This window comes from Mycobacterium sp. SMC-13 (assembly GCF_045311035.1).
GTDB lineage: Bacteria > Actinomycetota > Actinomycetes > Mycobacteriales > Mycobacteriaceae > Mycobacterium.
Window position 1 is genome coordinate 1 of record NZ_JBJIAI010000021.1, and the last position, 26,636, is coordinate 26,636.

Annotated in this window: 21 protein-coding genes and 3 pseudogenes; 10 read left to right on the forward strand and 14 right to left on the reverse strand. The window is 66.8% G+C overall.

All coding sequences use genetic code 11. The features are described from left to right. The 4 genes from ACJH6I_RS24440 to ACJH6I_RS24455 form a co-directional block, all read right to left on the reverse strand. The coding region (locus ACJH6I_RS24440; RefSeq protein ID WP_406784699.1) for a transposase at window positions 1-363 on the reverse strand (363 nt) is incomplete at its 3' end. 104 nt (window positions 364-467) lie between these two features. Further along, window positions 468-1,082 (reverse strand): MspA family porin, encoded by a 615-nt coding sequence (locus ACJH6I_RS24445; RefSeq protein ID WP_212812944.1) that lies wholly within the window; start codon window positions 1,080-1,082, stop codon window positions 468-470. A 33-nt stretch (window positions 1,083-1,115) separates the two neighbouring features. Then, window positions 1,116-2,051, reverse strand: a complete 936-nt coding sequence (locus tag ACJH6I_RS24450; RefSeq protein WP_212812946.1) for an IS3 family transposase — start codon at window positions 2,049-2,051, stop codon at window positions 1,116-1,118. Next, window positions 2,048-2,338, reverse strand: coding sequence for a transposase (locus ACJH6I_RS24455; protein WP_212812948.1), 291 nt, complete (start codon window positions 2,336-2,338; stop codon window positions 2,048-2,050). The genes ACJH6I_RS24450 and ACJH6I_RS24455 overlap by 4 nt, the downstream gene beginning before the upstream one ends. 581 nt (window positions 2,339-2,919) lie before the next feature. Between ACJH6I_RS24455 and ACJH6I_RS24460 the strand changes: the two genes are divergently transcribed. Next, entirely contained in the window at window positions 2,920-3,240 is a 321-nt protein-coding gene (locus ACJH6I_RS24460; protein WP_212812950.1) for a hypothetical protein, read from the forward strand. A gap of 94 nt (window positions 3,241-3,334) precedes the next feature. Here the strand turns inward: ACJH6I_RS24460 and istB are convergent. Further along, window positions 3,335-4,318, reverse strand: a pseudogene (gene istB, locus ACJH6I_RS24465) (IS21-like element helper ATPase IstB). A gap of 1 nt (window position 4,319) precedes the next feature. After that, window positions 4,320-5,938, reverse strand: a pseudogene (istA, locus tag ACJH6I_RS24470) (IS21 family transposase). Between the two features lie 169 nt (window positions 5,939-6,107). Between istA and ACJH6I_RS24475 the strand changes: the two are divergent. After that, window positions 6,108-6,305: a hypothetical protein gene (locus ACJH6I_RS24475; protein ID WP_061006803.1), complete on the forward strand. Its 198-nt coding sequence runs from the start codon at window positions 6,108-6,110 to the stop codon at window positions 6,303-6,305. 548 nt (window positions 6,306-6,853) lie between these two features. Here ACJH6I_RS24475 and ACJH6I_RS24480 read toward each other — a convergent pair. The 6 genes and pseudogenes from ACJH6I_RS24480 to rpmF all read right to left on the reverse strand — a co-directional run. Then, a pseudogene (locus ACJH6I_RS24480) lies at window positions 6,854-7,752 on the reverse strand (IS256 family transposase); the annotation flags it as partial. A 275-nt stretch (window positions 7,753-8,027) separates the two neighbouring features. Further along, entirely contained in the window at window positions 8,028-8,552 is a 525-nt protein-coding gene (locus ACJH6I_RS24485) for a molybdenum cofactor biosynthesis protein B (RefSeq protein ID WP_133763292.1), read from the reverse strand. Between the two features lie 20 nt (window positions 8,553-8,572). Continuing rightward, window positions 8,573-9,988, reverse strand: a complete 1,416-nt coding sequence (locus ACJH6I_RS24490; protein WP_212812952.1) for a S1C family serine protease — start codon at window positions 9,986-9,988, stop codon at window positions 8,573-8,575. Window positions 9,989-10,099: 111 nt separating this feature from the next. Then, window positions 10,100-11,587 carry a HAMP domain-containing sensor histidine kinase gene (locus ACJH6I_RS24495; protein ID WP_212814964.1) on the reverse strand — a complete coding sequence of 496 codons (1,488 nt, stop codon included), beginning with the start codon at window positions 11,585-11,587 and terminating at the stop codon, window positions 10,100-10,102. A 53-nt stretch (window positions 11,588-11,640) separates the two neighbouring features. Next, window positions 11,641-12,327 (reverse strand): response regulator transcription factor, encoded by a 687-nt coding sequence (locus ACJH6I_RS24500; protein WP_020099048.1) that lies wholly within the window; start codon window positions 12,325-12,327, stop codon window positions 11,641-11,643. 78 nt (window positions 12,328-12,405) lie between these two features. Further along, complete coding sequence (rpmF, locus tag ACJH6I_RS24505; protein WP_029104679.1) at window positions 12,406-12,582, reverse strand: 50S ribosomal protein L32; 177 nt, start codon at window positions 12,580-12,582, stop codon at window positions 12,406-12,408. A gap of 241 nt (window positions 12,583-12,823) precedes the next feature. On the opposite strand from rpmF, the gene ACJH6I_RS24510 reads away from it, so the two are divergent. The 7 genes from ACJH6I_RS24510 (at window position 12,824) to ACJH6I_RS24540 (ending at window position 21,969) form a co-directional block, all read left to right on the forward strand. Then, on the forward strand, window positions 12,824-14,524 hold the full coding sequence (locus tag ACJH6I_RS24510; RefSeq protein WP_406784700.1) for an acyclic terpene utilization AtuA family protein: 1,701 nt from the start codon (window positions 12,824-12,826) through the stop codon (window positions 14,522-14,524). Next, complete coding sequence (locus ACJH6I_RS24515) at window positions 14,521-15,669, forward strand: acyl-CoA dehydrogenase family protein (protein ID WP_061005709.1); 1,149 nt, start codon at window positions 14,521-14,523, stop codon at window positions 15,667-15,669. Before ACJH6I_RS24510 ends, ACJH6I_RS24515 begins: the two co-directional genes overlap by 4 nt. Before the next feature lie 91 nt (window positions 15,670-15,760). Next, window positions 15,761-17,356 (forward strand): acyl-CoA carboxylase subunit beta, encoded by a 1,596-nt coding sequence (locus ACJH6I_RS24520; RefSeq protein ID WP_133426626.1) that lies wholly within the window; start codon window positions 15,761-15,763, stop codon window positions 17,354-17,356. A gap of 39 nt (window positions 17,357-17,395) precedes the next feature. Beyond that, the gene (locus tag ACJH6I_RS24525) at window positions 17,396-19,354 is read left to right on the forward strand and encodes a biotin carboxylase N-terminal domain-containing protein (RefSeq protein WP_212812958.1); all 1,959 of its coding nucleotides are present in this window, start codon (window positions 17,396-17,398) and stop codon (window positions 19,352-19,354) included. Continuing rightward, window positions 19,351-20,514: an acyl-CoA dehydrogenase family protein gene (locus ACJH6I_RS24530; protein WP_212812961.1), complete on the forward strand. Its 1,164-nt coding sequence runs from the start codon at window positions 19,351-19,353 to the stop codon at window positions 20,512-20,514. Before ACJH6I_RS24525 ends, ACJH6I_RS24530 begins: the two co-directional genes overlap by 4 nt. Before the next feature lie 12 nt (window positions 20,515-20,526). Then, on the forward strand, window positions 20,527-21,294 hold the full coding sequence (locus ACJH6I_RS24535; RefSeq protein ID WP_212812963.1) for an enoyl-CoA hydratase family protein: 768 nt from the start codon (window positions 20,527-20,529) through the stop codon (window positions 21,292-21,294). A 90-nt stretch (window positions 21,295-21,384) separates the two neighbouring features. Further along, a complete protein-coding gene (locus ACJH6I_RS24540) occupies window positions 21,385-21,969 on the forward strand; it encodes a DUF1707 domain-containing protein (protein ID WP_133426623.1) in 585 nt (194 codons plus the stop codon). 219 nt (window positions 21,970-22,188) lie between these two features. Here ACJH6I_RS24540 and ACJH6I_RS24545 read toward each other — a convergent pair whose 3' ends face one another. Next, window positions 22,189-24,156, reverse strand: a complete 1,968-nt coding sequence (locus ACJH6I_RS24545; protein ID WP_406784701.1) for a VWA domain-containing protein — start codon at window positions 24,154-24,156, stop codon at window positions 22,189-22,191. Next, window positions 24,149-25,543 (reverse strand): sigma 54-interacting transcriptional regulator, encoded by a 1,395-nt coding sequence (locus ACJH6I_RS24550; RefSeq protein ID WP_133426621.1) that lies wholly within the window; start codon window positions 25,541-25,543, stop codon window positions 24,149-24,151. The genes ACJH6I_RS24545 and ACJH6I_RS24550 overlap by 8 nt, the downstream gene beginning before the upstream one ends. Window positions 25,544-25,619: 76 nt before the next feature. Here ACJH6I_RS24550 and ACJH6I_RS24555 point away from each other — a divergent pair, with 76 nt between their 5' ends. Then, complete coding sequence (locus tag ACJH6I_RS24555) at window positions 25,620-26,636, forward strand: alpha/beta hydrolase (protein ID WP_318987236.1); 1,017 nt, start codon at window positions 25,620-25,622, stop codon at window positions 26,634-26,636.

Sequence of the window (26,636 nt, forward strand, 5' to 3'; positions counted from 1 at the left end):
GGCCGCTGCGACGACCCGAAGGAGACGGTCTCTCACCGCCTCTCGATATACCCAGCGCCTCGTGGCGCACAGCTCCCCCGCGAAGAAAGTTGTCGCCGCTTTCAGAATCGCGACATCCTCACGTAGCCTTCGGTTTTCAGCCCTCAGCCGCTTGATTTCCTCGTTCTCCTCCGTGGTGACACCGGGTCGTTGACCATCATCGATCTGGGCCTGCACCACCCAGCGCCGCACCGATTCCTTACCCACCCCAAGCTGACGGGCCACCGCTTCCGAAGCGGCGGTCGACGACGAGTACTCCTGCTGATGCTCGGTCACCAGCCGCACCGCCCGCTCACGCAAGGCAGGATCGATTTTCTTCGGCATGCTGTCATCCTTCCGGACTCAAACAGCAGCGGCATCAAACCTGGGGCGGTTCAGTCCCACCCCGTCAGGGGTCAACCCCAGGTGTGCACGAAAGTCGGGGCGATTCAGTTCATGTTCCAGGGTTCGCCGTAGGTGGTGACGCTATCACCGGTCTTGGCGATCAGCCGGGCGAAGGGACGCAGAAGAACACCGCCGGCGGCGCCAGTGACCGTGCCATGGGCATTCGAGACGGCAACAGCACCGGCCGGGCCGGACACGTCCACCGAGAACGTCGCGACTTCCTGGATACCCGGACCATTGCCCAGGTCAGCAGAAATCGACACACCCGGGAATAGGTTCGGCGTGATGATGCCACCGGAACCGCTGCCGATGGTGCCCGGGAAGAACGTCGCCGGCGTCACATCATCGAGCAGGATGTTCGGTGTGGTGTAACTGAAATTGATCCCCACACCCAGCGACCATGGGAAACCAATCTGATAACCCAACTCCAACGTGCCCGCGAACCCGTCACAACCCGTACCAGCGCAGTTGTACTTGGCCCGGCCCGAATGGAACCACTCACGCGTCAACCGGTTGCGATCCAGAGGGAACACCCCGTTGAGGAACGTGTCCCACTGCTGCACCGTCAACGTCCGATCCTGACCATCGACCAGGCTCAGCTCATTGTCCAGACCCGCATGGGACGTCCCTGCCCCCGCGCCCAGGAACGGCGACGACACCGCTGTGGTTCCCCCGAGATCGTGGAGGGTTCCTTATGCCGCTTCCGGCGTGATGTTGGATTCCCTGATCTCGTAGTTGACCGGCGATAGCCCGTCAGCGGCGCTGTGCCGACGCTGGTGATTGTAGAAGGTGTAACACCAATCGATCACCACAGCCTGCGCGTGAACGGTATCACGGAACTTATTGCGGGATAACACTTCCCATTCCAATGAAGAGAAGAACGCTTCCGCGGCGGCGTTATCGAAACACGACCCCACACGGCCCATCGACTGCCGAATACCCAAGGTCCGGCACAACGTGGTGAACACCTTCGCGGTATAAGTGCTGCCGCGATCGGTGTGAAATATGACCCGTTCGGACTCCTCGTCGCGCCAGATCGCTTGGCGGCCACCGCGGGCGACTACGGCCATGTTGATCGCCGCGCACGCCAACTCGGCATCCGGGTGCAGTCCCATCGCCGCCCCCAACAACCGCCGACTGTAGAGGTCGATCACCGTCGCCAGATACAGCTTCTGCCCGCACTCGGTGGGAATCTCGGTCATATCGCCCACCCATTTACAGTTCGGCGCGGCCGCAGTGAAGTCCCGTTTAACCAGGTCAGGGACCTTCGGCGCCGTCTTGTCCTGCTTGGTCAGCCCACCCCGGCGGCGGATCTTGCGGGCCACCAAACCTTGGCGGCGCATCGAATCGGCCACCGTGTTCTCCGATACCTGCCAGCCCAGATCCCGCAGGTCAGCGACCAGCCGCGGCGAACCGTGCAACCCCTTGGCCGCCGTGAACGCCTCAGCGACTGCGGCATCGAGTGCCACGCGGCGCCGATCGGTGTCGGTGTGCACCCCATCATGGTTGCCGGCGCGGCCGAGCCACTTGTAGAACCACGACACACCAACACCCAACAGCGCGCACGTGATCGTATGGGGCACACGGTATTTGGTCCTCTGGTCGGCGATGAAGCGTGCCACGCTCACTTCGTCGCCTCCTTCACCCACAGGACCACCGATCGCTTGAGGACATCACGCTCCATCCTCAGCTCCGCCACCTCGGCGCGCAGCCGCTTAAGTTCGGCCACATCGTCCTTGGACATCTCACCGCGGCCCTCCCGCGCTTCCCGCGCCCGGGTCACCCAGTTGCCCAGGGTGCCCTCGTTCACCCCCAGATCCCGAGCCACCGCCGCGATCGACTTACCCGTCTCCTCGACGATCCGGACCGCTCCCTCACGGAACTCCCGGTCGTACTTCTTCCGCTTCTCTGACATCGCTACTCCTTATAGCTGATGCCTCCACGGTCTCGGGGGAAGGTCACCGCCGCTGCCATCGCCAACAGCACCCGACCAACCACCCTCATGCTCTCCCCAACCTAGCCGGTGGCGCTAATACGCCATCCGTGCAACGGTCGCAAGATGTCCATATGTGTCCGATGGGCGAATTCGCATGTTGCTCTTGCCAATTCCACATCATTGAACACGAAATTCATGGACGGTTCGCGAGCTGGTGGCGGTGGAGCGGGTCAGGAACGTGCGGCCGGGGGTGGCGTCCCGGAAGGCGACCGGGTGGTGGTGGCCTGGGTGAATGCCAGCTTCCATGGAACCTCCGTCAACTAAGTGAAAATTGTTTTCATTAATGGCTGCCGACGATACCCGACACCCAAGGGCTTGTCGAAAATCGTTTCCAATAGGCGGCGCCTCAATGACCTCACGTGGCATGCCGTCCGCCGGTAACGTTTCCACCGTGCCGGAAGCGGCGACGGATGAACTGGCCTCGCTGGGGTTCTTCTCCAGTTGATCCGCCCCTGAACTACCCCAGGTTTTGTTCCGATCCGTATTGGAGGATTGGAATCATGCCGAAGCAGTATCCGCCGGAAATCCGGCACAAAGCGGTCCGCTTGGTGGCGGCGGTCATGGAGGAAGACTCGGTGCTGACCGAGTACGAGGCGATCCGCCGGGTCGCGGCCAAGATGCATGTGGCCGAGGAAACCGTGCGCCGGTGGTTGCGCAAGGCTCAGGTCGACGCTGGCGAGCGTACGGGCACCACCAGCGCCGAGCACGCGGAGATCCGTCGGCTCAAGCGTGAGCTCGCCGAGGCCCGCCGGGCCAACGAGATCCTCAAAGCCGCGTCGGCGTTTTTTGCCGCAGAGCTCGACCGCCCCACGACGAAATGATCGCGTTCATCGACACCTATCGCGGCCAGTTCGGGGTCGAGCTCATCTGCCGCACCCTGGGTGCCACACTCGTGGGCTGGATCACCTCACGTGGCTACCGTGCCGCCAAATCCCGTGGGGCGTCGGCACGTTCGATCAGCGACGCGCAACTGGTCGACACCATCAGGACCCTACACAAGCAGAATTTCTCGGTGTATGGGGTGAAGAAAATGCATGCTGTCGCTTGCCAAGGTGATGGGACCACCTGATTGCCAGGGGGATGGGACCACCGTGGCGCGTTATTGAGGATGCTCGTTGGCCTGGTCTGGGTCAAGCTGGCCGGGCGGGTGCGTTGGCGGTAGGACGGTCCTTCGATGACCAGGGTGTGGGCGGTGGCGGTGAGGCGGTCGATCGCTGATTGAGCCAGCAGGGTGTCGGCGGTCATGGTCAGCCATTCGGCGGGTTCTCGGTTCGAGGTCACGATGGTGGTCTTGGCGCGGTGGCGTTCGACGATGATTTCGTAGAAGTCGCTGGTCTCGGTGGCGCCGAGCGGGCGCAGGGCGAAGTCGTCGATGATGAGGACGTCGATGGCGGTCAGGCGGCGGATTTCGGTGTCGACGGTGTTGTCGAGGCGGGCGGCGCGCAGCCGGGTGAACAGTTTGTCCGATCGGGCGAACAGTACGGTGTGGCGTCGTCGAATTGCCATGTGCCCCAATGCTGTTGCCAGGTGTGTTTTGCCGACGCCGACGGGGCCGAGGATAATCGCGGATTGGCCTGCGTCAAGGAATCGCAGGGAGGTCAGGTCCCCGAGCAGGGTGCGGTCATAGCGCAAGTCCTCTTGTGTGGTCTAGGTGTCGAACCGCATGCTCGGGTCGAGTCCGGCCTTGGCGGATCGTAGTGCCGCGGAACGGGATTCGCGTCGGGTGACCTCGTCGGCGAGCAGTGTTTCGAGGAACCCGATGTGGCTGAGCTTGTGTTGACGGGCCAGGGCGGCGCGGTCGGGCAGTGTGTCGGCCAGGGCACCGAGTTTGAGGGTCTTCAGTAGCCGGAGCAGGTCGGTGCCGACCGGGTCTGCGGCGCTGCGGGGGGTGCTGGTCATGTCAGTTCTCCTCGGCGGGGGTGTTGGGGACAATGGTCAAAGTGTTTGTGGTGGTGGTGAATTCGGCTGGATCGCGGGCGAATCGGGTGGCGCCCTGCCCGACGGCTTGTGGTAGTGCCGGGGCGGTGTTCTCGGTGGCCCGCTCCAGCATGGAAGCGATCTTGTTGACCGAGACGACATCGAGCTCCAGTGACAGCGCGCACGCCGCCTCGACCCGGTCGGCGCCGTAGCGGCGCACCAAGCCCTGCAGCCGGTAGACGGTGCGCATCCGGGTCCATGGCAGCGGGTCATCCAGGATGCGTTCGGCGTAGATCCCGATGTTCGGACCGGCCGCGGCGCAGGTGGCGATCAGCGCGGACAAGTCCCGCAGTGCGTACCCGGCCTTGCGCTCGGGCAGATCGTCGCGGTCGGTGCTGCGCCCCCCTGGGCGTTGGCGGGGATGGATTTCACCAGTGTGCCGCGGTGGTAGAACTTGACCAGCTCACTGTCGGCACGCACATCCAGCGTGGTGCCGATCCACTGCTCGGGCAGCGAGTACAACGCTTTGCCGACCTCGGCGTGAAAATCCTTGTGCACCTTCACCTGTTTGAACACCGGTACGTCGTAGGCTCCCGGCGCCGGCAGCAGCACCGGGGCTTCCTCGGCGGTGAACACCTCCAGTGGGCGCGCGCAGGTGGTGCCGTGGATACGGCTACCAGCGGTCCGTGCGCACCACGTCGCCGCGGCCTGCTGCGCCGCATCGAGACTGGTGAAAGTCTCACCGTCCCAAAAGTTTCGGCGCACATGCTGCACCACGCGTTCCACCCGGGGTTTGTCTTTCGGGGACCGCACCCGCGCCGGGTCGGTGAGGAACCCGGCATGGGCGGCGTAGTCGAGCCACCCCTGGGTGAATCGCGGATTGAGCGCGTCCGCGGCGGCGATCACCGGTTTCAAGTTGTCGGGGATCAGCACCGCGAACACACCCCCGAAAAACGCCCACGCCGCCTGGGCGCCGGCGATCACCGCGGCCAGGGTCTGCGAATAGGACAGCCACACGAACATGTGACGGGAGTACACGGCGGTGAAGATCAACGCATGCACCCGCCGGCGCCGTCCATCGGTGGCGTCGGTGAGCATCCCGAGATAGCCGAAATCGATCTGGCACTCGATCCCCGGGTCACCGTCAGCGACCCGCACGGTGGTGTCTTTGCGGCCGAAACCGCAACGCTCACTGGCGAATCGGTGCAATGTGCGATACGGCACCACACAGCCCTGCCGGGCTAACAGGGTATGGATCTTGGTGACCGTCAACGGCCGCTGCTCACCCTTACCGGCCACCCACGCGCGGATCTGCTCCTCGAACGCGACGAGTTGCTCCCACGCCGCACCATGGCCGTTCAGACGGGCCGGACGCACCGCTTCGGCGACCGCCCCGACCAACCCGTCATCGATGGCGCTCACGTCGTCACTGCGGCGTAACCCGGCCGCCTGGGCGGCCTCGACGTAGCGGCGCACCGTTTTTCGGTCCACGCCGCAATGAGCGGCGATGGTGCGGTATCCAGGTGCGGGCAGCCCCGCCACCCCCAGCCACACCCGAAGTACTTCCCTGATCTCGTTCACACTGACCTCCCGAAAAGCCATGCCGCCGACCTCCGTGACTTGCGCTGTCACGGCGATCGAACGAACAAATGAAGGGACCACCGACGCGGCGCGCCGGTGGTCCCATAACCGGCAATCCAGGTGGTCCCATCACCCTGGCAAAAATCAGATCAGAGTGGTCCCAAGCTCATGGCAGGCGACACATGCTCTGATGCGGCGGGAAGGCTACGCCGTCGGCCGTGAACAGACCCGCCGGCTGATGCGCCTGGCCGGGGTACGCGGAGTGCACCGCGGGCGGCGGGTGTTCACCACCCACGTCGATCCTGATCTGACCAAACCGAAGGACCTGGTGAAGCGCAATTTCTTTGCCACCCAACCGAATCAGCTGCGGGTGGTCGACATCACCTAATGGGAGAGTCGGATTTCGTTCCGACACGCAGGAGGCGAACCGGCAGGGGTCACTGAGATTTCACCGATCCGGGCGCAGTCTGGCCGGTGAGCTGCCGGCAGGTGATCACTGCATGTGATGACACGGACGCGTCAGAGATCTCTTATGTAGACGGTGACCCTGCCGGTCCGCCACGAGGTACGTGATCGGCTAGTGAGATGCCGCGCCATCGAGCGCTGTCCATTAGGTCGCCGCACCAGCCTCGAGCTCAACGAAGGAGAACACGCGGCAACTGGAACGGAGACAACTACATGACGCTGACCTGCGGGGTCGACTGGGCCGAGGTGGTGCTTGGCCAACGGCCAGATGTGGGACGACATCGCTGCCTGGCCACACCGAGAGCAGGAAAATCCGGCCGCTGCTTGACAACTCACTCGCGTGGGATGTCTACGTCCGATTGGCCGGCGGGGCGTTCGTGGACACCGCGTTCGCCATCGACGCCTACGCCGGGCGGATCGTGGGCTGAGAATGCGCCACCGGCAACACCGACATATTGGTGCGGACCACCATCACCCAGGCCGCAGCACTGCGGGTTGTTCGAGTGCTTCCTTCCAGTTGGTGACCACCTGCCCTTCCACGAGGCGTCCAGGGGCTGTGCGGCCCTGTTTCTGGCCGCGTTCCTTGGCCCGCTCGGCGGCGCGTTTGTCTTCGATGTTGCAGATCGCCAGCCACAGCAATTTGACCACTGCGGCGTCGTTGGGGAACTGGCCGCGGTGCTTGATGATCTTGCGCAACTGATATTCAACGACTCGATTGAGTTGGTCGTGTAGATCACCCGGCGCAGCTCGGGCGGGAACGCCAAAAACGGGATGAACTGCTCCCATGCCCGTTCGAAAACCATTGTCACCGTTGGGTTCTTCTTCCCCAGCTCCGAGGCGGCGAACGCGTCCAACTCGACGCGGGCAGCGTCGGCATCGGCTGCGGTGTAGATCGGCTTGAGCGCCGCGGCCACGGCCTTGCGGTCGGCATAGGACACGAACCGCAGCGCGTTGCGGAGTCAGGTGCACCACGCAGGTCTGCACCGCGGCCTGCGACCAGGTCGCGGCGATCGCCTCCGGAAAGCCCGTGAGCCCGTCGCAGCACACGATCAGCACGTCCTTGACACCCCGATTGGCCAGGTCCGCGCACACCGACGCCCAGAACGAGGCACCTTCATTGGGCTGGACCCAGATCCCCAGAACGTGCTTGACCCCGGCCATATCCACGCCCACCGCGATGTGCGCGGCCTTGTTGCGGGTGTGGCCACCGTCTTTGACCTTCACGATCATCGCGTCGAGGTAGATCACCGGATACAGCGGCTCCAACGGCCGGCGCTGCCAGGCCAGCACCTCATCGGAGATCTCTCGTCGACGATCTTGGAGATCGTCTCATGCGACACTTCGGTCCCGATCGTCGACGCGAGGTGAAATGTTGTTCAGCTGTGGTGCGGCGGGACGTTTTCCCGTAGCCAGCGATCCCGGTCACCATCCCCCGAATCTGGCTGATCGTTACATTCGTCCCGGGTAACGTCCGGCAAAACGTCGCCGAACACCTTGTTAACTAGGTCGCGCGAGGGCTGTGTATCGCTCATCACAAGCCACCACGAGTGTGATCAAGATCACACCTTTGCCAAATTGAAGGGTTCAGGTGGGACGAGCCCATGACCACTCCGTTCGACCATCGAGCCCCATGGGAGCTCAGCTATCAGATGTCCAGGCTGGACAGCTGCGCGATGATGTACGCCGCCAACGGCCCCAGCGTCGCCATACCGTCGCGCACCGACGCACGCGAGCCGGCGATGTTGACCACCAGCGTGCTTCCCGAGACGCCGGCAAGGCCGCGCGACAGGCCCGCGTCCGAGATACCGGCCGCCAACCCCGACGACCGCAGCGCCTCGGCGATACCGAGTAGCTCGCGATCGAGCATGGTGCGGGTGGCTTCGGGAGTCACATCCCGGGGGCTGACGCCGGTGCCACCGACGGAGATGACGAGATCGACACCACCGATCACCGCGGTGTTGAGGGCGTTGCGAATCTCGATCTCATCGGCGGGGACCACGACGACGCCGTCGACGAGGAAGCCGGCCTCACCGAGCAGTTCGGTGACCAACGGGCCGCTGTGATCCTCTTCGCCGTGCGCGGTCCGGTCATCCACGACCACGACGAGAGCGCGCCCGGCCAATTCCCCTGCCTGTTCCATGCCTGTCACCGTATATCCCGCCTCTGACATCGAACTCGGCCCTGCACTCATCACTGTTGCGCCTTTCCCAGGGTCACCTGAACGGTCTGCGGTTTGCCCGCGGTGTCGAGGTAGGTCAACGTGACCTTGTCGCCGGGCGCCTTCGAGCGCACGGCAGCTACCAGCGCGTCGGCGCTGCTGATCACCCGGTCGTCCACCTTGGTCACCACCACACCACTCGGCAGACCGGCCGACTGAGCCGCCCCACCGTTGGTGACGTCGACGATCTTGGCCCCGTCGATGGCCTTGTCATTACCCACCTGCACGCCGAGCGACGCATGGCTGGCGATGCCGTTCTTGATCAGCTCGTCGGCGATGCGCTTGGCCTGGTCCACCGGAATGGCGAAGCCCAGGCCGATCGAACCGCTCTGCGACTGGCCGGAATCCCCGCCGAGCGTCGCGATCGCCGAGTTGATGCCGACCAGCTCGCCGCTCATGTTGACGAGCGCGCCACCGGAGTTGCCGGGGTTGATCGCGGCGTCGGTCTGGATGGCGTCCAGCACGGTGTTCTGGTTCTTGGCATCGCCGCCGGCGGCGACGGGGCGATTCAGCGAGCTGATGATGCCCTCGGTCACCGTGCCCTGCAGACCCAGCGGCGAACCGACGGCCACCACCTGCTGACCCACCACCAGGTTGGACGACGATCCCAGCGCGATGGGCGTCAGGCCCGAGACGCCCTTGGCCCGCACGACTGCGATGTCACTGCTCGGATCCGTCCCGACGATCTGGAACGTCGCGGTGCTACCGGTGTTGAACGTGACCTTGGTCTGCACCGGCGGAGCCCCGGGCGGCGGGGCGTCTTTGGCACCGGCCACCACGTGGTTGTTGGTGAGGATGAGCCCGTCGGCGGACAGGATGATGCCCGAGCCCTCTTCGGACGCCCGGCCCATGTCGGTCTCGAGCTTCACGACGCTGGGCACCACCTTGGCGGCGACCTGCTCCACCGAACCGATCGGCGCGTTCCCGGCGTGCTGCCCGCGCGCCGAACCGCCCAACGAGGTCGAATTGCTCGAGTAGTCGGGCTGCGCCAGCATCACGATGCCGCCGCCGATACCCGCGGACACCAGCGCCACCGCCGCCATTCCGGCGATCAAAGGGCCTGTGCGGGAACGGTTTTGCGGCCGTGGCGCGATCGAAGGCCGGCCGTTGGGCGAGCCGTTGCGGTACGGGTCGTACGGCTGCGAGCCGTACTGACCCGTCGAATACTGGCCGGTGGTGTACGAGCCGGTCTGGTGCTGCCCCGTCTGGTACTGACCGGTCTGGTAGCTGCCGGTGGGGTACTGCCCGGTGTTCTGCTGCTGGCCGGCGTAGCGCCAGTCGTATGACGACCCCTGCTGCGGCGACGCGCCGTAGCCGGGCGCGGACTGATAGGAATCAGGACGCCGACCGGACTCGGGCTGCTGCGAGTACCTCGGGTGATTCGTCATTACTGGTCGACACTCTTCCTGTATTTCCGATCCGTTGCCGGGACAACGAACGACATGACCTGACGGTGCCCTTTCGGGCTGAGAATCCACTGAGACACCACAGGCCGCACCCTAGACTTCCTCCCCCGTCCGGGCAGGTTCATTTTCCGTGGTCACGCCCGTTACGTCCAGCCCAGAGGGCCGGTGTGTTGCGGTCACGCCGGAGGGTCGCCCGGGCAACACGAGATGGATCGATGTGCCCGGCGGTGTCCCGCCCGGCACGGTGTCCTCAATCCGCAGTGCGCCACCGTGTTTGAGCACCACCTGCTTGACGATGGCCAGTCCCAGACCGGAGCCGGGCATCGCCCGTGCCGTCGTCGATCGGTAGAAGCGCTCGAACACCAGCGCCCGCTCCTGCGGCGGAATGCCCGGCCCCCAGTCGGACACCACCAGCTCGGCATGCGTCGGATTGATGCGGCCGAGCCGGACCCGCACCACTGAACCGGCCGGACTCCACTTGGCGGCGTTGTCGAGCAGGTTCAGCACCGCCCGGGACAACCCCGCCCCGTCGCCGTACACCTGCCATCCGGCGATTTCGACGTCGAAGTCAATGTCATTGCGGCGGCGGCGAACTCGTTCCAGACTGCGCTCGACGACCTCGGCCATCTCGACGGGCTCGTGGACCGTCACCGCGGCGTCGTCGCGGGTCAGGTCGACCAGGTCGCCGACGAGGGTGGACAGCTCCTCGATCTGGGCGATGACGTCGGACTGCAGACCCGCCATCTCCTCCTCGGGGAACGGCGGCGCGCCGGGTGCCATGGCCGCCATCAGCAGTTCGACGTTGGTCCGCAGTGAGGTCAGCGGCGTGCGCAACTCGTGACCGGCGTCCGACACCAACCTGGCCTGCCGGTCTCTCGACTCGGCGAGCGCCCGCAACATCATGTTGAAAGCCTCTGTCAGCCTGGCCAATTCGTCATTGCCGTACACCGGGATGGGGCGCAGATCGTCGGTGCGGGCCACGCGTTCGGTGGCCTCGGTCAATCGGGCCACGGGTCTCAGCCCGGTCCGCGCGACCGTGCCACCGGCGATCGCGGCGACGGCCATACCGATTCCACCCACGATGAGCAAAATGGTGCCCAGCCGTTTGAGCACCTGGCTGGTGGGCCAGAGATTCTTCGAGATCAACAGCGAGTTACCCGACTGCAGATGCACCGCCAGCACGCGCTGATAGTTGGTGGTACGCAACGACATCAGCAGCTTGCCGGCGATGACGTCCTTCTCCGGCGTCCCGAGCGGCAGCGTCTGCCCCTGCTGATTCGCGGTGTAGATCGACTGGCCCGGGATGACGTACATCGCATTGACGTCCGAGTAGGCGGTGCCCTCGATGGCCTTGCCGGGGTCGACTGCCAGGGAACCGCTCTCGATGAGCAGTTGCGCGCGGCTGTGCAACTGGTTGTCGATGTCGCCGTACAGCGCCTTGGACACCACCACATACACCGCGACCGACATGAGGACGACGACCATCGCCACCATCGACATCGCGAGCAGCATCACGCGCCATTTCAGCGACACAGAGCTGGCGTCGTGTTGCACCGTGCCGTCCGGCGTCGCCGCCGGCATCTGCGGCACTTCCCGCATCTTCCGATCCACGGTTGCGCGAAGCTTGTCGAGCATCAGGGTGGCGTCTCACGCAGCACGTAACCCACGCCGCGCACGGTATGGATCAGGCGCGGTTCTCCCTCGGCCTCGGTCTTGCGGCGCAGGTACCCGACGTAGACCTCGAGGGCGTTTCCCGACGTCGGAAAATCGAAGCCCCACACCTCTTCGAGGATCCGGCTGCGGCTGAGCACCCGGCGCGGGTTGTGGATGAGCATCTCGAGCAGCGAGAACTCGGTCCGGGTCAGGCTGATCGACCGGGAGCCCCGGGTGACCTCGCGCGTCACCGGGTCGAGGCTGAGGTCGGAGAACGTCAATGCCGCCGACTCGGCGCCGTCGGCGGGGCCGGTACGGCGGAGCAGGGCCCGCATCCGGGCCAGGAGCTCCTCGAGCGCGAATGGCTTCGGCAGGTAATCGTCGGCACCGGCGTCGAGGCCGGCCACCCGCTCATCGATCGAGTCACGGGCGGTCAGCATCAGCACGGGCAGGTCATCGCCGCTGCTGCGCAGCTGACGGCAGACACCGCGCCCGTCCAGCCGGGGCATCATGTCGTCGAGCACGACAGCGTCGGGCCGGTCGCTGGAGATGCGCTCCAACGCCTCGACACCGTCTTGAGCCAGTTCGACCGAGTACCCGTTGAAAGTCAGTGACCGACGCAGTGATTCGCGTACAGCGCGGTCATCGTCGACTACAAGGATTCGCACAGGCACAGTCTCACCCCACCATCTGAGAGCGGACTGAGAAGACGCGCCACGCGGGCGCGAGAAAAACCGTCAGTCGGTTCAGGCGCGGCGGTCGAGGTCGATCAGACCCAGACGCGCGGCCTTGAGCAGGCGACGCGGCACCTTGTGTGCCTGACCTGCGACGTTCACGCTGACCAGGCCGGTGGCCTCGGCCTTCCACTGCGCGCGACGGCTACGGGTGTTCGAGCGCGACATCCTGCGCTTGGGCACAGCCATGATGTGCACCTCTCTGACTAAACGGAATTGCTTGCGGTCGGCCGCGTCGCGAACAAATAGGGCCTATGGCCTCTCTATTGCTTCTCACGTGCGCAGCGATTGCACCTCAGGATAGCCGTCGACCTGCGTAGGCTCCAAAACGTCGCCCCAACCGGGCAACACGCAACCCCCAGCCCCCTTGACTCGGTACCGCTAGTACCGACTAACCTCCCTACCGGTTGGTTGAACGACGGGAGTGTGTGTGACATCACCAGCAGTCCGGATCGGTAACTGCTCAGGGTTCTATGGCGACCGGCTGGCGGCGATGCACGAGATGCTCGCCGGGGGTGAGCTGGACTACCTGACCGGCGACTACCTCGCCGAGCTGACCATGCTGATTCTGGCGCGGGACCGGGCCAAGAACCCCGACCTCGGCTACGCCAAGACCTTCCTGCGTCAACTGGAGCAGTCGCTGGGCCTGGCCCTCGACAAGGGCGTGAAGATCGTCGCCAACGCCGGCGGCCTCAATCCGGCCGGCCTGGCAGCAGCGGTACGCGCCCTGGCCGACAAGCTCGGGCTGTCGGTCAACGTGGCACACGTCGAGGGCGACGACCTCGTGGCGCGTGCCGGCGAGCTCGGCTTCGGCACCCCACTGTCCGCCAACGCCTACCTCGGCGCGTGGGGCATCGTGGACTGTCTGAAGTCCGGCGCCGACGTCGTCGTCACCGGCCGGGTCACCGACGCCTCGGTGATCGTCGGACCGGCCGCCGCGCACTTCGGCTGGACCCGAACCGACTACGACGCGCTCGCCGGCGCCATCGCCGCGGGCCATGTCATCGAATGCGGCACTCAGGCCACCGGCGGCAACTTCAGCTTCTTCACCGAGATTCCCGACCTCATCCGCCCCGGTTTCCCGTTGGCGGAGATCTCCGCGGACGGGTCGTCGGTGATCACCAAGCACCCCGGCACCGGGGGACGCGTCAGCGTCGACACCGTCACCGCGCAGCTGTTGTACGAGATCACCGGCGCGCGCTATGCAAATCCCGACGCGACCCTGCGGGTCGACTCGCTGGAGCTGACGGCCGACGGGCAGGACCGCGTCCGCATCTCCGGCGTCCGCGGCGAGGCGCCGCCGCCCACGTTGAAGGTGTCGCTCAACAGCATCGGCGGCTTCCGCAACGCGGCGTCGTTCATCCTCACCGGCCTCGACATCGAGGCGAAGGCAGACCTGCTGCAGCGCCAACTGGAGGCCGCCATCACCGAGCGTCCGGCCGAGTTGCAGTGGACGCTGGCGCGGACCGACCATCCCGACGCCGACACCGAGGAGCGGGCCAGCGCCCTGCTGCACTGCGTGGTGCGCGACCCAGACCCGAAGAAGGTCGGCCGCCAATTCTCCGCGGCGGCAGTCGAACTCGCGCTGGCCAGCTACCCGGGCTTCACCACCACCGCACCCCCGGGCGACGGCCAGGTGTACGGCCTGTTCAAGCCGGGCTACGTCGACGCGGCCCTGGTGCCACACGTGGCGGTGCTGGCCGACGGCACCCGGACGGACATCGCGCCGTCCGCCGAGACGGTGGCACTGGGACCGGTCGACGATCCGGCCCTGCCGGAACCGCTGCCCGCCGGACCGGCCCGTCGCGCGCCGCTGGGCACCATCGCCGGGGCCCGCAGCGGCGACAAGGGCGGGTCCGCCAATGTCGGCGTCTGGGTGCGCACCGATTCCCAATGGCGTTGGCTGGCAAACACTTTGACGGTCGAGAAGCTGCGCGAGCTGCTGCCCGAGTCCGCCGAGCTGCCCGTGACGCGACACCTGCTGCCCAACCTGCGCGCCATCAACTTCGTCATCGAGGGCATCCTCGGCGAAGGCGTCGCATACCAGGCCCGATTCGATCCCCAGGCCAAGGGCCTCGGGGAATGGCTACGAACCCGTCATCTCGACATCCCGGAGGAACTGATCTCGTGAGCATCTGGACCACGCCCGAACGTGACGCACTGCGAAAGACGGTGCGCGCGTTCGCCGAACGCGAGATCCTGCCCCACGTCGACGAGTGGGAGCGCAGCGGCGAGCTGCCCCGTTCATTGCACGAGGCAGCCGGCGCGGCCGGCCTGTTGGGCGCCCAGGCGCCCGAATCCGTCGGTGGCGGAGGCGGCGACGGTGCCGACGCCGTGATCGTCTGCGAGGAACTGCATTACGCCGGCGTGCCCGGCGGTGTCTTCGCGTCGCTGTTCACATGCGGCATCTCGACGCCGCACATGATCGCCTCCGGCGATCAGCGGCTGATCGACACCTACGTGCGACCGACGTTGCAGGGCAAGATGATCGGCTCACTGGCCATCACCGAACCCGGCGGCGGCTCCGACGTCGGACACCTCACCACCCGCGCCGACCGCGACGGCGACGACTTCATCATCAACGGCGCCAAGACCTACATCACCTCCGGTGTGCGGGCCGACTATGTCGTGACCGCAGTGCGCACGGGAGGCCCTGGCGCAGCGGGTGTTTCGCTGATCGTGGTGGACAAGGACACGCCGGGCTTCACCGTCAGCCGCAAGCTGGAGAAGATGGGCTGGCGTTCGTCGGACACCGCCGAGCTGTCCTACGTCGACGTCCGCGTCCCGGCCGCCAACCTCGTCGGGCCCGAGAACTCCGGCTTCCTGCAGATCGCGGGCGCCTTCGTCTCCGAGCGGGTCGGCCTCGCCGCCCAGGCCTACGCGAGCGCGCAGCGCTGCCTGGACCTGACCGTGCAGTGGTGCCGGGACCGCGAGACGTTCGGCCGGCCGCTGATCACGCGCCAGTCGGTGCAGAACACCCTGGCCGAGATGGCCCGGCGCATCGACGTCGCCCGGGTCTACACGCATCACCTGGTGGAGCGCGAGCTGGCCGGCGAGACGAACCTGATCGCCGAGGTGTGCTTCGCGAAGAACACCGCCGTCGAGGCCGGCGAGTGGGTGGCCAACGCCGGAGTCCAGTTGTTCGGCGGTATGGGCTACATGGCCGAATCGGAGATCGAACGGCAGTACCGCGATATGCGCATCATCGGTATCGGCGGCGGCACCACCGAGATTCTGACCTCGCTGGCCGCCAAGACGTTGGGATTCCAGTCGTGAGCTGGGTCAGTATCGCGACGAGCGTGCAACCAGCGCGAGAACATCGCGAGAAAGACGCACTGACCGCACATCCGATGACGGGAGCACGCGCATGACCGCGCTCAAATCCAGGCTCGACACCGCGTCGGCCGGCTACACCGAGGCCGCGGCGGCGATGACGGCCAAGCTCACCGAGCTGGACGCCGAGCACGCCAAGGCCCTCGCCGGTGGCGGCGCGAAATACGTTGACCGCCACCATGCCCGCGGCAAGCTGACCGCACGCGAGCGCATCGAACAGCTCGTGGATCCGGACTCGCCGTTCCTGGAGCTGAGCCCGCTGGCCGCGTGGGGCAGCGACTTCGTCGTCGGCGCGAGCCTCGTCACCGGCATCGGTGTGGTCGAGGGTGTCGAGTGCCTGATCGTCGCCAACGATCCGACCGTCAAGGGCGGCACGAGCAACCCGTGGACGCTCAAGAAGATCCTGCGCGCCAACCAGATTGCCCGCGAGAACCGGCTGCCGGTGATCTCCATGGTCGAGTCGGGCGGCGCGGACCTGCCCACGCAGAAGGAAATCTTCATCCCCGGCGGCGCGATGTTCCGCGACCTGACCCGGCTGTCGGCCGAGGGCATCCCGACCATCGCGCTGGTGTTCGGCAACTCGACCGCCGGCGGCGCCTACATCCCCGGCATGTCCGACCACGTGGTGATGATCAAGGAACGCTCCAAGGTGTTCCTGGCCGGCCCGCCACTGGTCAAGATGGCCACCGGCGAGGAGTCCGACGACGAATCCCTCGGCGGCGCCGAAATGCACTCCCGCACATCGGGACTCGGTGACTACTTCGCACAGGACGAGCTCGACGCCATCCGCATCGGCCGGCGCATCGTGGCCCGGCTGAACTGGCGCAAGCAGGGCCCGACGCCGGCACCGGTCGTGCCGCCGCTGTATCCCGAGGACGAACTGCTCGGCATCGTCGGCGCCGATCTGCGTATCCCGTTCGATCCGCGCGACGTCATCGCCCGCATCGTCGACGGCTCGGACTTCGACGAGTTCAAGCCGCTGTACGGCTCTTCGCTGGTCACCGGCTGGGCCAATCTGTGGGGCTACCCGGTCGGCATCCTGGCCAACGCGCGCGGCGTGTTGTTCAGCGAGGAATCCCAGAAGGCCACGCAGTTCATCCAGCTGGCCAACCGCTCCGACACGCCATTGTTGTTCCTGCACAACACGACCGGCTACATGGTCGGCAAGGCGTACGAGGAGGGCGGGATGATCAAGCACGGCTCGATGATGATCAACGCCGTGTCCAATTCGAAGGTGCCGCACATCTCGCTGCTCATCGGTGCCTCCTACGGCGCCGGCCATTACGGCATGTGCGGCCGGGCCTACGACCCCCGCTTCCTGTTCGCCTGGCCCAGCGCGAAATCCGCCGTGATGGGTGGCGCGCAGCTGGCCGGTGTGCTCTCGATCGTCAGCCGCGCCGCCACCGAAGCCCGGGGCGGCCAGGTCGACGAAGCCGCCGACGCGGCATTGCGGGCCGCCGTCGAAGCGCAGATCGACGCCGAATCACTGCCGGCGTTCCTGTCCGGCCGGCTCTACGACGACGGCATAATCGACCCCCGCGACACCCGCACCGTGCTGGGAATGTGCTTGTCCGCCATTGCCAATGCGCCGATCGAGGGGACGTCGAACTTCGGCGTCTTCCGCATGTGACCGTGATGAGCGCTCGCGCGAAGAACAGAAAGCACAGCGATGATTCATAAAGTCTTGGTCGCCAACCGCGGTGAAATCGCCCGCCGGGTGTTCGCCACCTGCCGCCGGCTCGGCATCGGCACCGTCGCGGTGTACACCGACCCCGACGCGGCCGCCCCGCACGTCGCCGAGGCCGACGACCGCGTGCGCCTGGAGGGTCGCACCGGTTATCTCGATGCCGCCCAGCTGATCGCCGCGGCCAAGGCGTCCGGCGCCGACGCGATTCACCCCGGCTACGGATTCCTCTCGGAGAACCCGGATTTCGCGGCCGCGGTGCAGGACGCCGGGCTGACGTGGATCGGTCCGCCGGTGGCCGCCGTGCAGGCCATGGGTTCCAAGATCGAGGCCAAGAAGCTGATGTCTGCGGCCGGCGTTCCGGTGCTGACCGAGCTGGACCCCGACACCGTCACCGCCGACCAGCTGCCGGTACTGATCAAGGCCTCTGCCGGCGGCGGCGGTCGCGGCATGCGGGTGGTGCGCGAATTGTCCGCGCTGCCGGCCGAAGTCGCGGCCGCACAGCGCGAGGCGCAGTCCGCGTTCGGCGATCCGACGGTGTTCTGCGAGCGCTACCTGGCCAGTGGCCACCACATCGAGGTCCAGGTGATGGCCGATGCGCACGGCACGGTCTGGGCCGTCGGCGAGCGTGAGTGCTCCATTCAGCGGCGACACCAGAAGGTGATCGAGGAAGCGCCGTCCCCGCTCGTCGAGCGGACGCCGGGCATGCGCGCCAAGCTGTTCGAGGCCGCGCGGCTGGCGGCGACCGCCATCGGGTACACCGGCGCCGGCACCGTCGAGTTCATGTCCGACGGAGGTGGCGACTTCTTCTTCCTGGAGATGAACACCCGCCTGCAGGTCGAGCACCCCGTCACCGAGGAGACCACCGGACTCGACCTGGTCGAGCTGCAGCTGGATGTAGCCGACGGTGGTGCGCTGGCCGCGGAACCGCCCGCCACGCAGGGTCATTCGATCGAGGCCCGGCTCTACGCCGAGGATCCGGCCAAGGACTGGCAGCCGCAGGCCGGCACGGTGCACAAGTTCGACGTACCGGGCGTCCGCACCGAGTTCAGCCTGCTCGGCCGCGCCGGAACGCGCGTCGACTCCGGCATCGTCGACGGCTCGGTGGTGTCGGTGTTCTACGACCCGATGCTCGCCAAGGTCATCTCGTTCGCGCCGACGCGGGAGCGGGCCGCGGCGATCCTCGCCGACGCGCTGTCCCGCGCACGCATCCACGGCCTGCGCACCAACCGCGACCTGTTGGTGAATGTGTTGCGGCACCCCGCTTTCCGGGCCGGCGATACCGACACCGCGTTCTTCGACACGCACGGTCTGGCCGAGCTCGCGGCACCGGCGGACACCGACGTCACACTCGCTGCCGTCGCCGCGGCGCTGGCCGATGCGGCGCACAACCGAGCCACGGCAACGGTTTACGCTGCCGCACCGAGCGGTTGGCGCAACCTCGCGTCGGGCTACCAGAGCCGTTCGTACAGCGACGCGGCCAGTGCCGAGCATCAGGTGCGGTACCGGTACACCCGCGACGGTGTCGAACTGCCCGACCGTGACGACGTCACCGTCGTGACCGCCGATCCCGCTCGGGTGGTGCTGTCGCTCAAGGGAGTTGAGCGGTCGTTCGACGTCGCCCGGTACGGCGCCGACGTTTTCGTCGACTCCCCCGCCGGCGCCGTGCACCTCGTGGCGCAGCCGCGGTTCCCCGACCCGGACGCGGCCGTCGCCCAGGGCTCCCTGCTGGCGCCGATGCCCGGACTGGTGGTCCGGGTCGACGCGGCCGTCGGCGACGCCGTCACCGCCGGTCAGCCCCTCATCTGGCTGGAAGCGATGAAGATGGAACACACCATCGCCGCACCGGATTCCGGTGTGCTCGCCGAACTCAACGTGCAACCCGGCCAGCAGGTCGACGTCGGCGCCGTATTGGCGCGTGTGGAAACCCCCGAAGGAGAATGACCGTGTCTTTCATCGAATCCGACGAGCGCAAGGCGCTGCGCGAGGCCGTGGTCGCGATGGCCTCGAAATTCGGCCAGGACTACTTCCTGGAGAAGGCCCGCGCGGGCCAGCACACCGACGAATTGTGGGCCGAGGCAGGCAAACACGGATTCCTGGGCGTGAACATGCCTGAGGAGTACGGCGGCGGTGGCGCCGGCATGTACGAGCTGAGCCTGGTCATGGAGGAGATGGCCGCCAATGGCTGTCCGCTGCTCATGATGGTGGTCTCGTCGGCCATCAACGGCACGATCATCTCCAAGTACGGCACCGAAGAGCAGAAGAAGCGCTGGGTCCCGGGTCTGGCGGACGGCTCGCTCACCATGGCCTTCGCGATCACCGAACCCGACGCCGGCTCCAACAGCCACCGCATCACCACGACGGCCCGCCGCGACGGCGGCGACTGGATTCTGTCCGGCCAGAAGGTCTTCATCTCGGGCATCGACCAGGCCGACGCCGTGCTGGTCGTCGGCCGCACCGAGGACCACAAGACCGGCAACCTCAAGCCGGCGCTGTTCGTGGTCCCGACCGATGCGCCGGGCCTGAGCTGGACCAAGATCGAGATGGAGATCATCAGCCCCGAGAGCCAGTTCCAGGTGTTCCTGGACGAGGTGCGGCTGCCCGCCGATGCGCTCGTCGGCTCCGAGGACGCCGCGATCGCGCAGCTGTTCGCGGGCCTGAACCCGGAGCGGATCATCGGTGCGGCCATGGCCGTCGGCACCGGCCGGCTGGCGATCCGCACCGCGACCGAGTACGTCAAGACCCGTCAGGTCTGGAAGGTGCCGATCGGTTCGCACCAGGGCATCTCGCACCCGCTGGCGCAGATCCACATCGAACTCGAGCTGGCCAAGCTGATGATGCAGAAGGCCGCCACGCTGTATGACGCCGGTGACGACTTCGGGGCCGCCGAAGCCGCCAACATGGCCAAGTACGCCGCCGGTGAGGCCTCGGTGCGCGCGGTCGACCAGGCCGTGCAGTCGCTCGGCGGCAACGGCCTGACCAAGGAGTACGGCATCGCCGCCGCGGTCACGGCTTCGCGACTGGCACGCATCGCTCCGGTCAGCCGTGAGATGGTGCTTAACTTCGTGGCGCAGACCTCGCTGGGTCTGCCTCGCTCGTACTGACAGGGAAGTCTCATGACCGCACTGGTCCACTACTCCGTCGACAACGGTGTCGCCCGGTTGACGCTGGACTCACCGCACAACCGCAATGCGATGTCGACCGCGCTGGTGGACCAGTTGCGGCAGGGCCTCACCGACGCCGCTGATGATCCGGGGGTGCGCGTCGTGGTCCTCGGCCACACCGGCGGCACCTTCTGCGCCGGGGCCGACCTCAGCGAGGCGGCCGGGCGCGATCCGGGAGACCTGGCCACCGCCCGCGCACTGGAGGCAGCCCGGTTGCTGCGGTCGATCCTGGAGCTGCCGGTTCCGGTGATCGCCGCGATCGACGGTCACGTCCGGGCCGGCGGCATGGGGCTGATCGGCGCCTGCGACCTGGTGGTCGCCGGCGCTGCGAGCACCTTCGCCCTCACCGAGGCCCGGATCGGGGTGGCGCCGTCGATCATCTCCCTGACGCTGCTGCCGAAGCTGACGGCCCGCGCGGCCGGCCGCTACTTCGTCACCGGCGAGAAGTTCGGTGCCGAGGAAGCCGAGCGGATCGGCCTGGTGACCGTCGCGACCGACGACGTGCCGGCGACCGTGGCGAAGCTGACGGACGAGATCACCAAGGGTTCACCGCAGGGTCTGGCCACATCCAAGGCGCTGACCACGGCATCGATCCTGGCCGATTTCGACCGCGACGCCGAGAAGCTGGCCAAGCAGTCGGCGGAGTTGTTCGTCTCCGACGAGGCCCGGGAAGGCATGCTGGCCTTCCTCCAGAAGCGGCAGCCGAACTGGAATAAGTGATCCACATCCCGTAACGGATCCGACATCGATGCGGCCACAGTTTGCAACATCAGCCTTGCAAGTCCCTGTGATCGTCGTAGGCTCGAGTTGATGAGCACCCCAGGTTCGCGCGCACAGATGCGCGTCGTCGATACCGACCGGATACAGGTCGCTCACCTCCTCAGCGACGCGGCCGCGCAGGGACGCCTGCCCATGTCCGAATACGAGGACCGGCTCAACCGCGCCTACTCGGCGCAGACGTACGCCGAGCTGTCGAAATTGAGCGACGATCTGCCGTACATCACCACCGCGCCGTGGGAAGCGGGCGGCGAATGCCACCCCGCGCCGTCGACGCTGCTGCTGGCCATCATGAGCGGATTCGAGCGCCGGGGCCGCTGGAATGTGCCGCAGCGGCTGACGTCGTTCTCGTTGTTCGGTGGCGGTGTCATCGATCTGCGCTACGCCGATTTCACCTCGCCGGACGTCGAGATCCACTCCTACTCGATCTTCGGCGGGCAGACCATCCTGCTCCCGCCCGAGGTCAACGTCGACGTGCACGGCGTCGGCGTCATGGGCGCGTTCGACCACCTCGGTCAGCAGGGCACACCCGGCGCCCCGCGCGTCACCATCCGCGGCTTCTCGCTGTGGGGCCGCGTCGGCATCAAGTGCAAGAAGCGCAAGCCGCCGACCACTTAGCTCACTTCCCGCCAGCTCTCATTCCCGCGAGCGGCCGTGTTTGTACGCAACACGCCGCAGTTGGCGTGCACTTTGGGGCCGCTCGCGGGCGGTGAACGGCCGCATCCGGCACAGGCTCGACAGCGTGTCGCGGTACAAACACGGCCGCTCGCGGTGAAGTGGTTACCCTCGCGTGAAGTGGTTACCCCCGCGTGAGGTGGTTACCCCGCCGTGGAGTGGTTACCGACGCCGGCGCCGCGAGCGGAGGTAGTCACCAACGACCGCGGCGCCCAGCCCGTCGAGCTCGGGCACGACGACGCGGCCTTCGACGCGCCGGGCCACCTGATCGATGAACCGCGCCAGGCCGGGATCGCTGCCCAACCGGAAGATCGTGATCTGCGCGCCCAGCCGGGCCACCTCGTCGAAGCTGCGCACCGTGAAGGCGATGGTGCGCGGGTGCGGCGGGTAGTCGAAGAACGTCTCGGTCCCGTTGCGGTACTGCTCGAGGTGGGCCGTGGGCTCGCCGTCGGTGACGACGAGGACGACCGGCTGGGCGTTGGGATGACGCCGCAGATGCCGGCCGGCGAGCAACAGCGCGTGGTGCAGGTTGGTGCCCTGTTCGTAGACGCCTTCCAGCCCCGTCAGTTCGGCCGCCGAGACAGTGCGGGCATGGCGACCGAAAGCGATGATCTGCAACGCATCTGACCGGAACCGGGTGCTGACCAGGTGGTTGAGCGCCAGGGCGGTGCGCTTCATCGGGAGCCACCGGTTCTCCATGACCATCGAGAACGAGGTGTCCACCAACAGCGCCACCACAGCCTGGGTGCGGGTCTCGGTCTCCGAGATCTCCACATCGTCGACGGTGATGCGCAACGGCCCGTCCTGACCCGTACCCGCCTGTCGCAGTACTGCATTGGTCAAGGTGCGGGTGACGTTCCACGGCTCGGTATCGCCGAACTGCCACGGCCGGGTGGCCCCGGTCAGTTCGCCCGCGGCGCCGGCGCGACGGGTGTCCCGCTCGCCGTGACGGCCGGAAAGCTGTTGCGCCACGTCGCGGAGCGCTGCCTGACCCAACTGCCGCATCGCCTTGGGCGACAACCGCCACTGCCCGTCGGAACCGCGGTCCAGGAAGCCCTGGTTCATCAGGGTGCGTTCCAGTTCCGCGAGGGCGCGGGCATCGACGGCGGCCTCGCCTCCCAATTGCCGGGCGAGCATGTCCAGATCGACGTCGTCCATCTGGGCACCGGCGTAACTCTGCGAAAGTTGTTCCGCCAGTTGCTCCAGCTCGGCGATGTCCTCCATCGCCTGTGCGGCCTCCCCCATGCCCAGCGGGTTGTTTCCGGTGAAATTCCGCTCGCCGGTCCAGTCCTCACCCGGGCGGGCGGCCTGCAGGTTGGCATCGAGTCGGTCGAGTGCGTTCATCAACGACGGCGACCCGAATGCCTGCTGCGCCAACGCATCCAACTCGGCGCGTTGGTCGGGTGAGAGGCTGTTGCGGAACCGCTGCGCGGCGGCGGCCCGCTTGGCCAGGGAGTCCAGCAGTTCGTCGACGTTCTGTGGATTCTCGGGAAAGAACTGGCCGTGCTTGGCCATGAAATCCTGGAAATCCTGTTGGGTGTCTTCGCCGTTGGCGTGCTTCTCCAGCAGGTTGTTCAGGTCGTCGAGCATGTCATTGACGGCTTGACGGTCCTCGTCGGTGGCGTTCTGCAGCGCATCTTTCATGCCGGCGAATCGCTGGTCCAGCATCTCCCGGCCCAGCAGATCCTTGATCTGCTCGTACTTCTGCCGGGCTTCGGCCGATCGCCAGTCGTATTCGGACAGCTCCTGAACTGCTTTGGCCGGTGACGGCGACAACGACTCCAACTGCAGTTCACCGAACCGTGCGTCGTCGTCGAGCGCCCGGGCCAGTTCCTTGCGCTCGGCGAGCACCGCTTCGTCGAGCAGCTTTTTGATCTCCTGCAGGGTGCCGTCAAGGTTGTTGCGCGACAGCAACTCCCGACGACGCCGGTTGGCCTCGGCGGCCAGTCGGTCGGCGCCGCGCATGTTCTGGGTGCCACGGCGCAGCAACTCGGAGAGTGCGCGCCGGGGCGACGCGCCCTCCATGACGTCCTGCCCGATCTGCTCCAGCGCCTCCCGCAGGTCGACGGGAGGCGCCAGCGGGTCGGGCCCGCCGGTGTAGCGCGAGTACCGCGAGAGGTGGTTAGCCATATACCGTTTCGCCGTCGTCGGAGGTCTTGTCGATGCGCTTGGCCAGATACAGCGCTTCCAGCGCCAGTTCGACGGCCGCCGCCCGCTCGCCGTCGGACTGCGCGCCCAGCCGGTCGGCGATGGCATCGATCACCGGCAGGTCCGGCAGCGCGGCCAGGACGTCCTTGGCCGACACCCGCTCGCCCGTCGTGACCGGTGAATCGCCTTCCACCGCGGCGACCAACGAACCGACGTCGATGCCGCCGAGCAGCCGCTGCGCGGTGTCCGCCGTCGCGCGCCGCAGCAGGTGCTCCAGGACGGCCTGTTCGCGGCCTTCCTCACCGGATTCGAATTCCAGCTTGCCGCGTAGGACGCCGATGATGGTCTGCAGATCGACCACGCGCGCGACCGGATCCTGTTCACCCAGAATCGCGGAGCGGTGCTGGGCCGCGGCGCCGACGGTCTCGGCCGCCGCGATGGCGAAGCGGGCCGAGACGCCCGACCGCTGATCGATCGACTGCGACTCGCGCAGGTACCGGGCGAACCGGGCCAGGATCTGCAGCAGGTACTCCGGGACCTCGGCAGCCAGGTGCGCTTCCTGCCTGATGACGCCGACCTCCGCGTCGAGCTCGAGCGGGTAGTGGGTGCGGATCTCGGCGCCGAAGCGGTCCTTCAGCGGCGTGATGATGCGGCCACGGTTGGTGTAGTCCTCGGGGTTGGCGCTGGCCACCACGAGCACGTCCAGCGGCAGGCGCAACGTGTAGCCGCGCACCTGGATATCCCGCTCCTCCATCACGTTGAGCATGGCGACCTGGATGCGCTCGGCGAGGTCGGGCAGCTCGTTGATCGCGACGATGCCGCGGTGCGCCCGCGGGATGAGGCCGTAGGCGATGGTTTCCGGGTCACCCAGACTCCGCCCCTCGGCCACCTTGATGGGGTCGATGTCACCGACGAGGTCGGCGACGCTGGTGTCGGGCGTCGCCAGCTTCTCGAAGTAGCGCTCGCTGCGGTGTTGCCAGGTGACCGGCAGGTCGTCGCCGGAATCCGCGGCCCGGCGGATCGACTCGGGCGTGATCGGCGAGTACGGGTGCTCGCCCAGCTCCGAGCCCGCGATGACGGGCGTCCACTCGTCCAGCAGACCGACCAGACCGCGCAGCAGACGGGTCTTGCCCTGGCCGCGTTCACCGAGCAGCACGACGTCGTGTCCGGCGATCAGCGCGCGCTCCAGTTGCGGCAGGACGGTGTCCTCGAAGCCGAAGATGCCGGGCCAGACGTCCTTGCCGTCAGCCAGCGCTGCCAGCAGGTTCTCGCGAATCTCGGTCTTGATGCCCCGCTCACGGTGGCCCGAGGCCTTGAGCTCGCCGACGGTCCGCGGCAGGTCGGCTGGAAGGTCGTTAGGTGATGTCACGACCTCCACGCTACGACGGTGCACGGTGAGCGGCAGCCCCTTGGGCTCCGGAGCTTTACCCAGTACCCTCGGTATCGTGAACTCGCTCGACTGGACGCACCGCCCCACCGACCTCGAGTTCGGCCCCGCCGCGTGGCAGAGCCGACTGCTCGGCGGGCTCACCGCGGTGTTCGTCCGACCGGTAATCGCCCTGCTCACGCTCATCGGCCTGGTGGTCAACCGGTTCTATCCGGAGCTGGTCCAGCGCGGCCGCTACGACATCATCGACGGGCCCTTCCGCGCGTTCCGCGCCCTGCCCGGCACCACGGTGACGCCGATCAAGCTCGACGACTGCGACGCCGAATGGATCGTCGCGCCGCGTGCCCAGGGTTCCGATCGCGTGATCATCTACTTCCACGGTTCGGCGCTGATCACCCTCGGGCTGAACTCGCACCGGCGGTGGGCCAGCAAGCTCTCGGCCGCGACCGGCGCCCGGGTCCTGAACGTCGGCTATCGACTGGCGCCGCAGGCGCTGATCGAGGACGCCATCGCCGACGGCGTGTGCGCCTACCGCATGGTGCTGGGCGCGGGCGTCGACGCGAAGAAGATCGTCTTCGCGGGCGACTCCGCCGGCGGCCTGATCGCGACCGGCACGGCGCTCGCGGCGCGGGACGCGGGCCTGCAGGTACCCGCCGGCCAGATTTTGCTGTCGCCGCTGACGTCGTCCGACATGAACTTGAAGTACAACGCGATGCTCGAACACCGCGACGTGCTGTTCCCGTTCATGGCGGTGAAGTACCTCTACGACGTCTTCGCGACCAAGAACGGCACGCACCCGGTGCCCGAGATGCCGACCGAGGCCGATCTGCACGGCCTGGGACCGACGCTCCTGCAGGTCGGCAACAACGAGATGCTGCGCAACGACTCGTTCGCGCTCGCCGACGCGTTGCGGGCGGCGGGTGCGCAGGCGTGGGTTCAGGTGTGGGACAAGGCGATGCACATGTTCCAGCTGAGCTTCGACGTCAACCCGGACGCCCGCAAGGCCGTCGACGAGATCGTCGACTTCTTCGAATACGCCACGACCACGCAGCAGTCCGGCGAGGTCGCGTCCTGA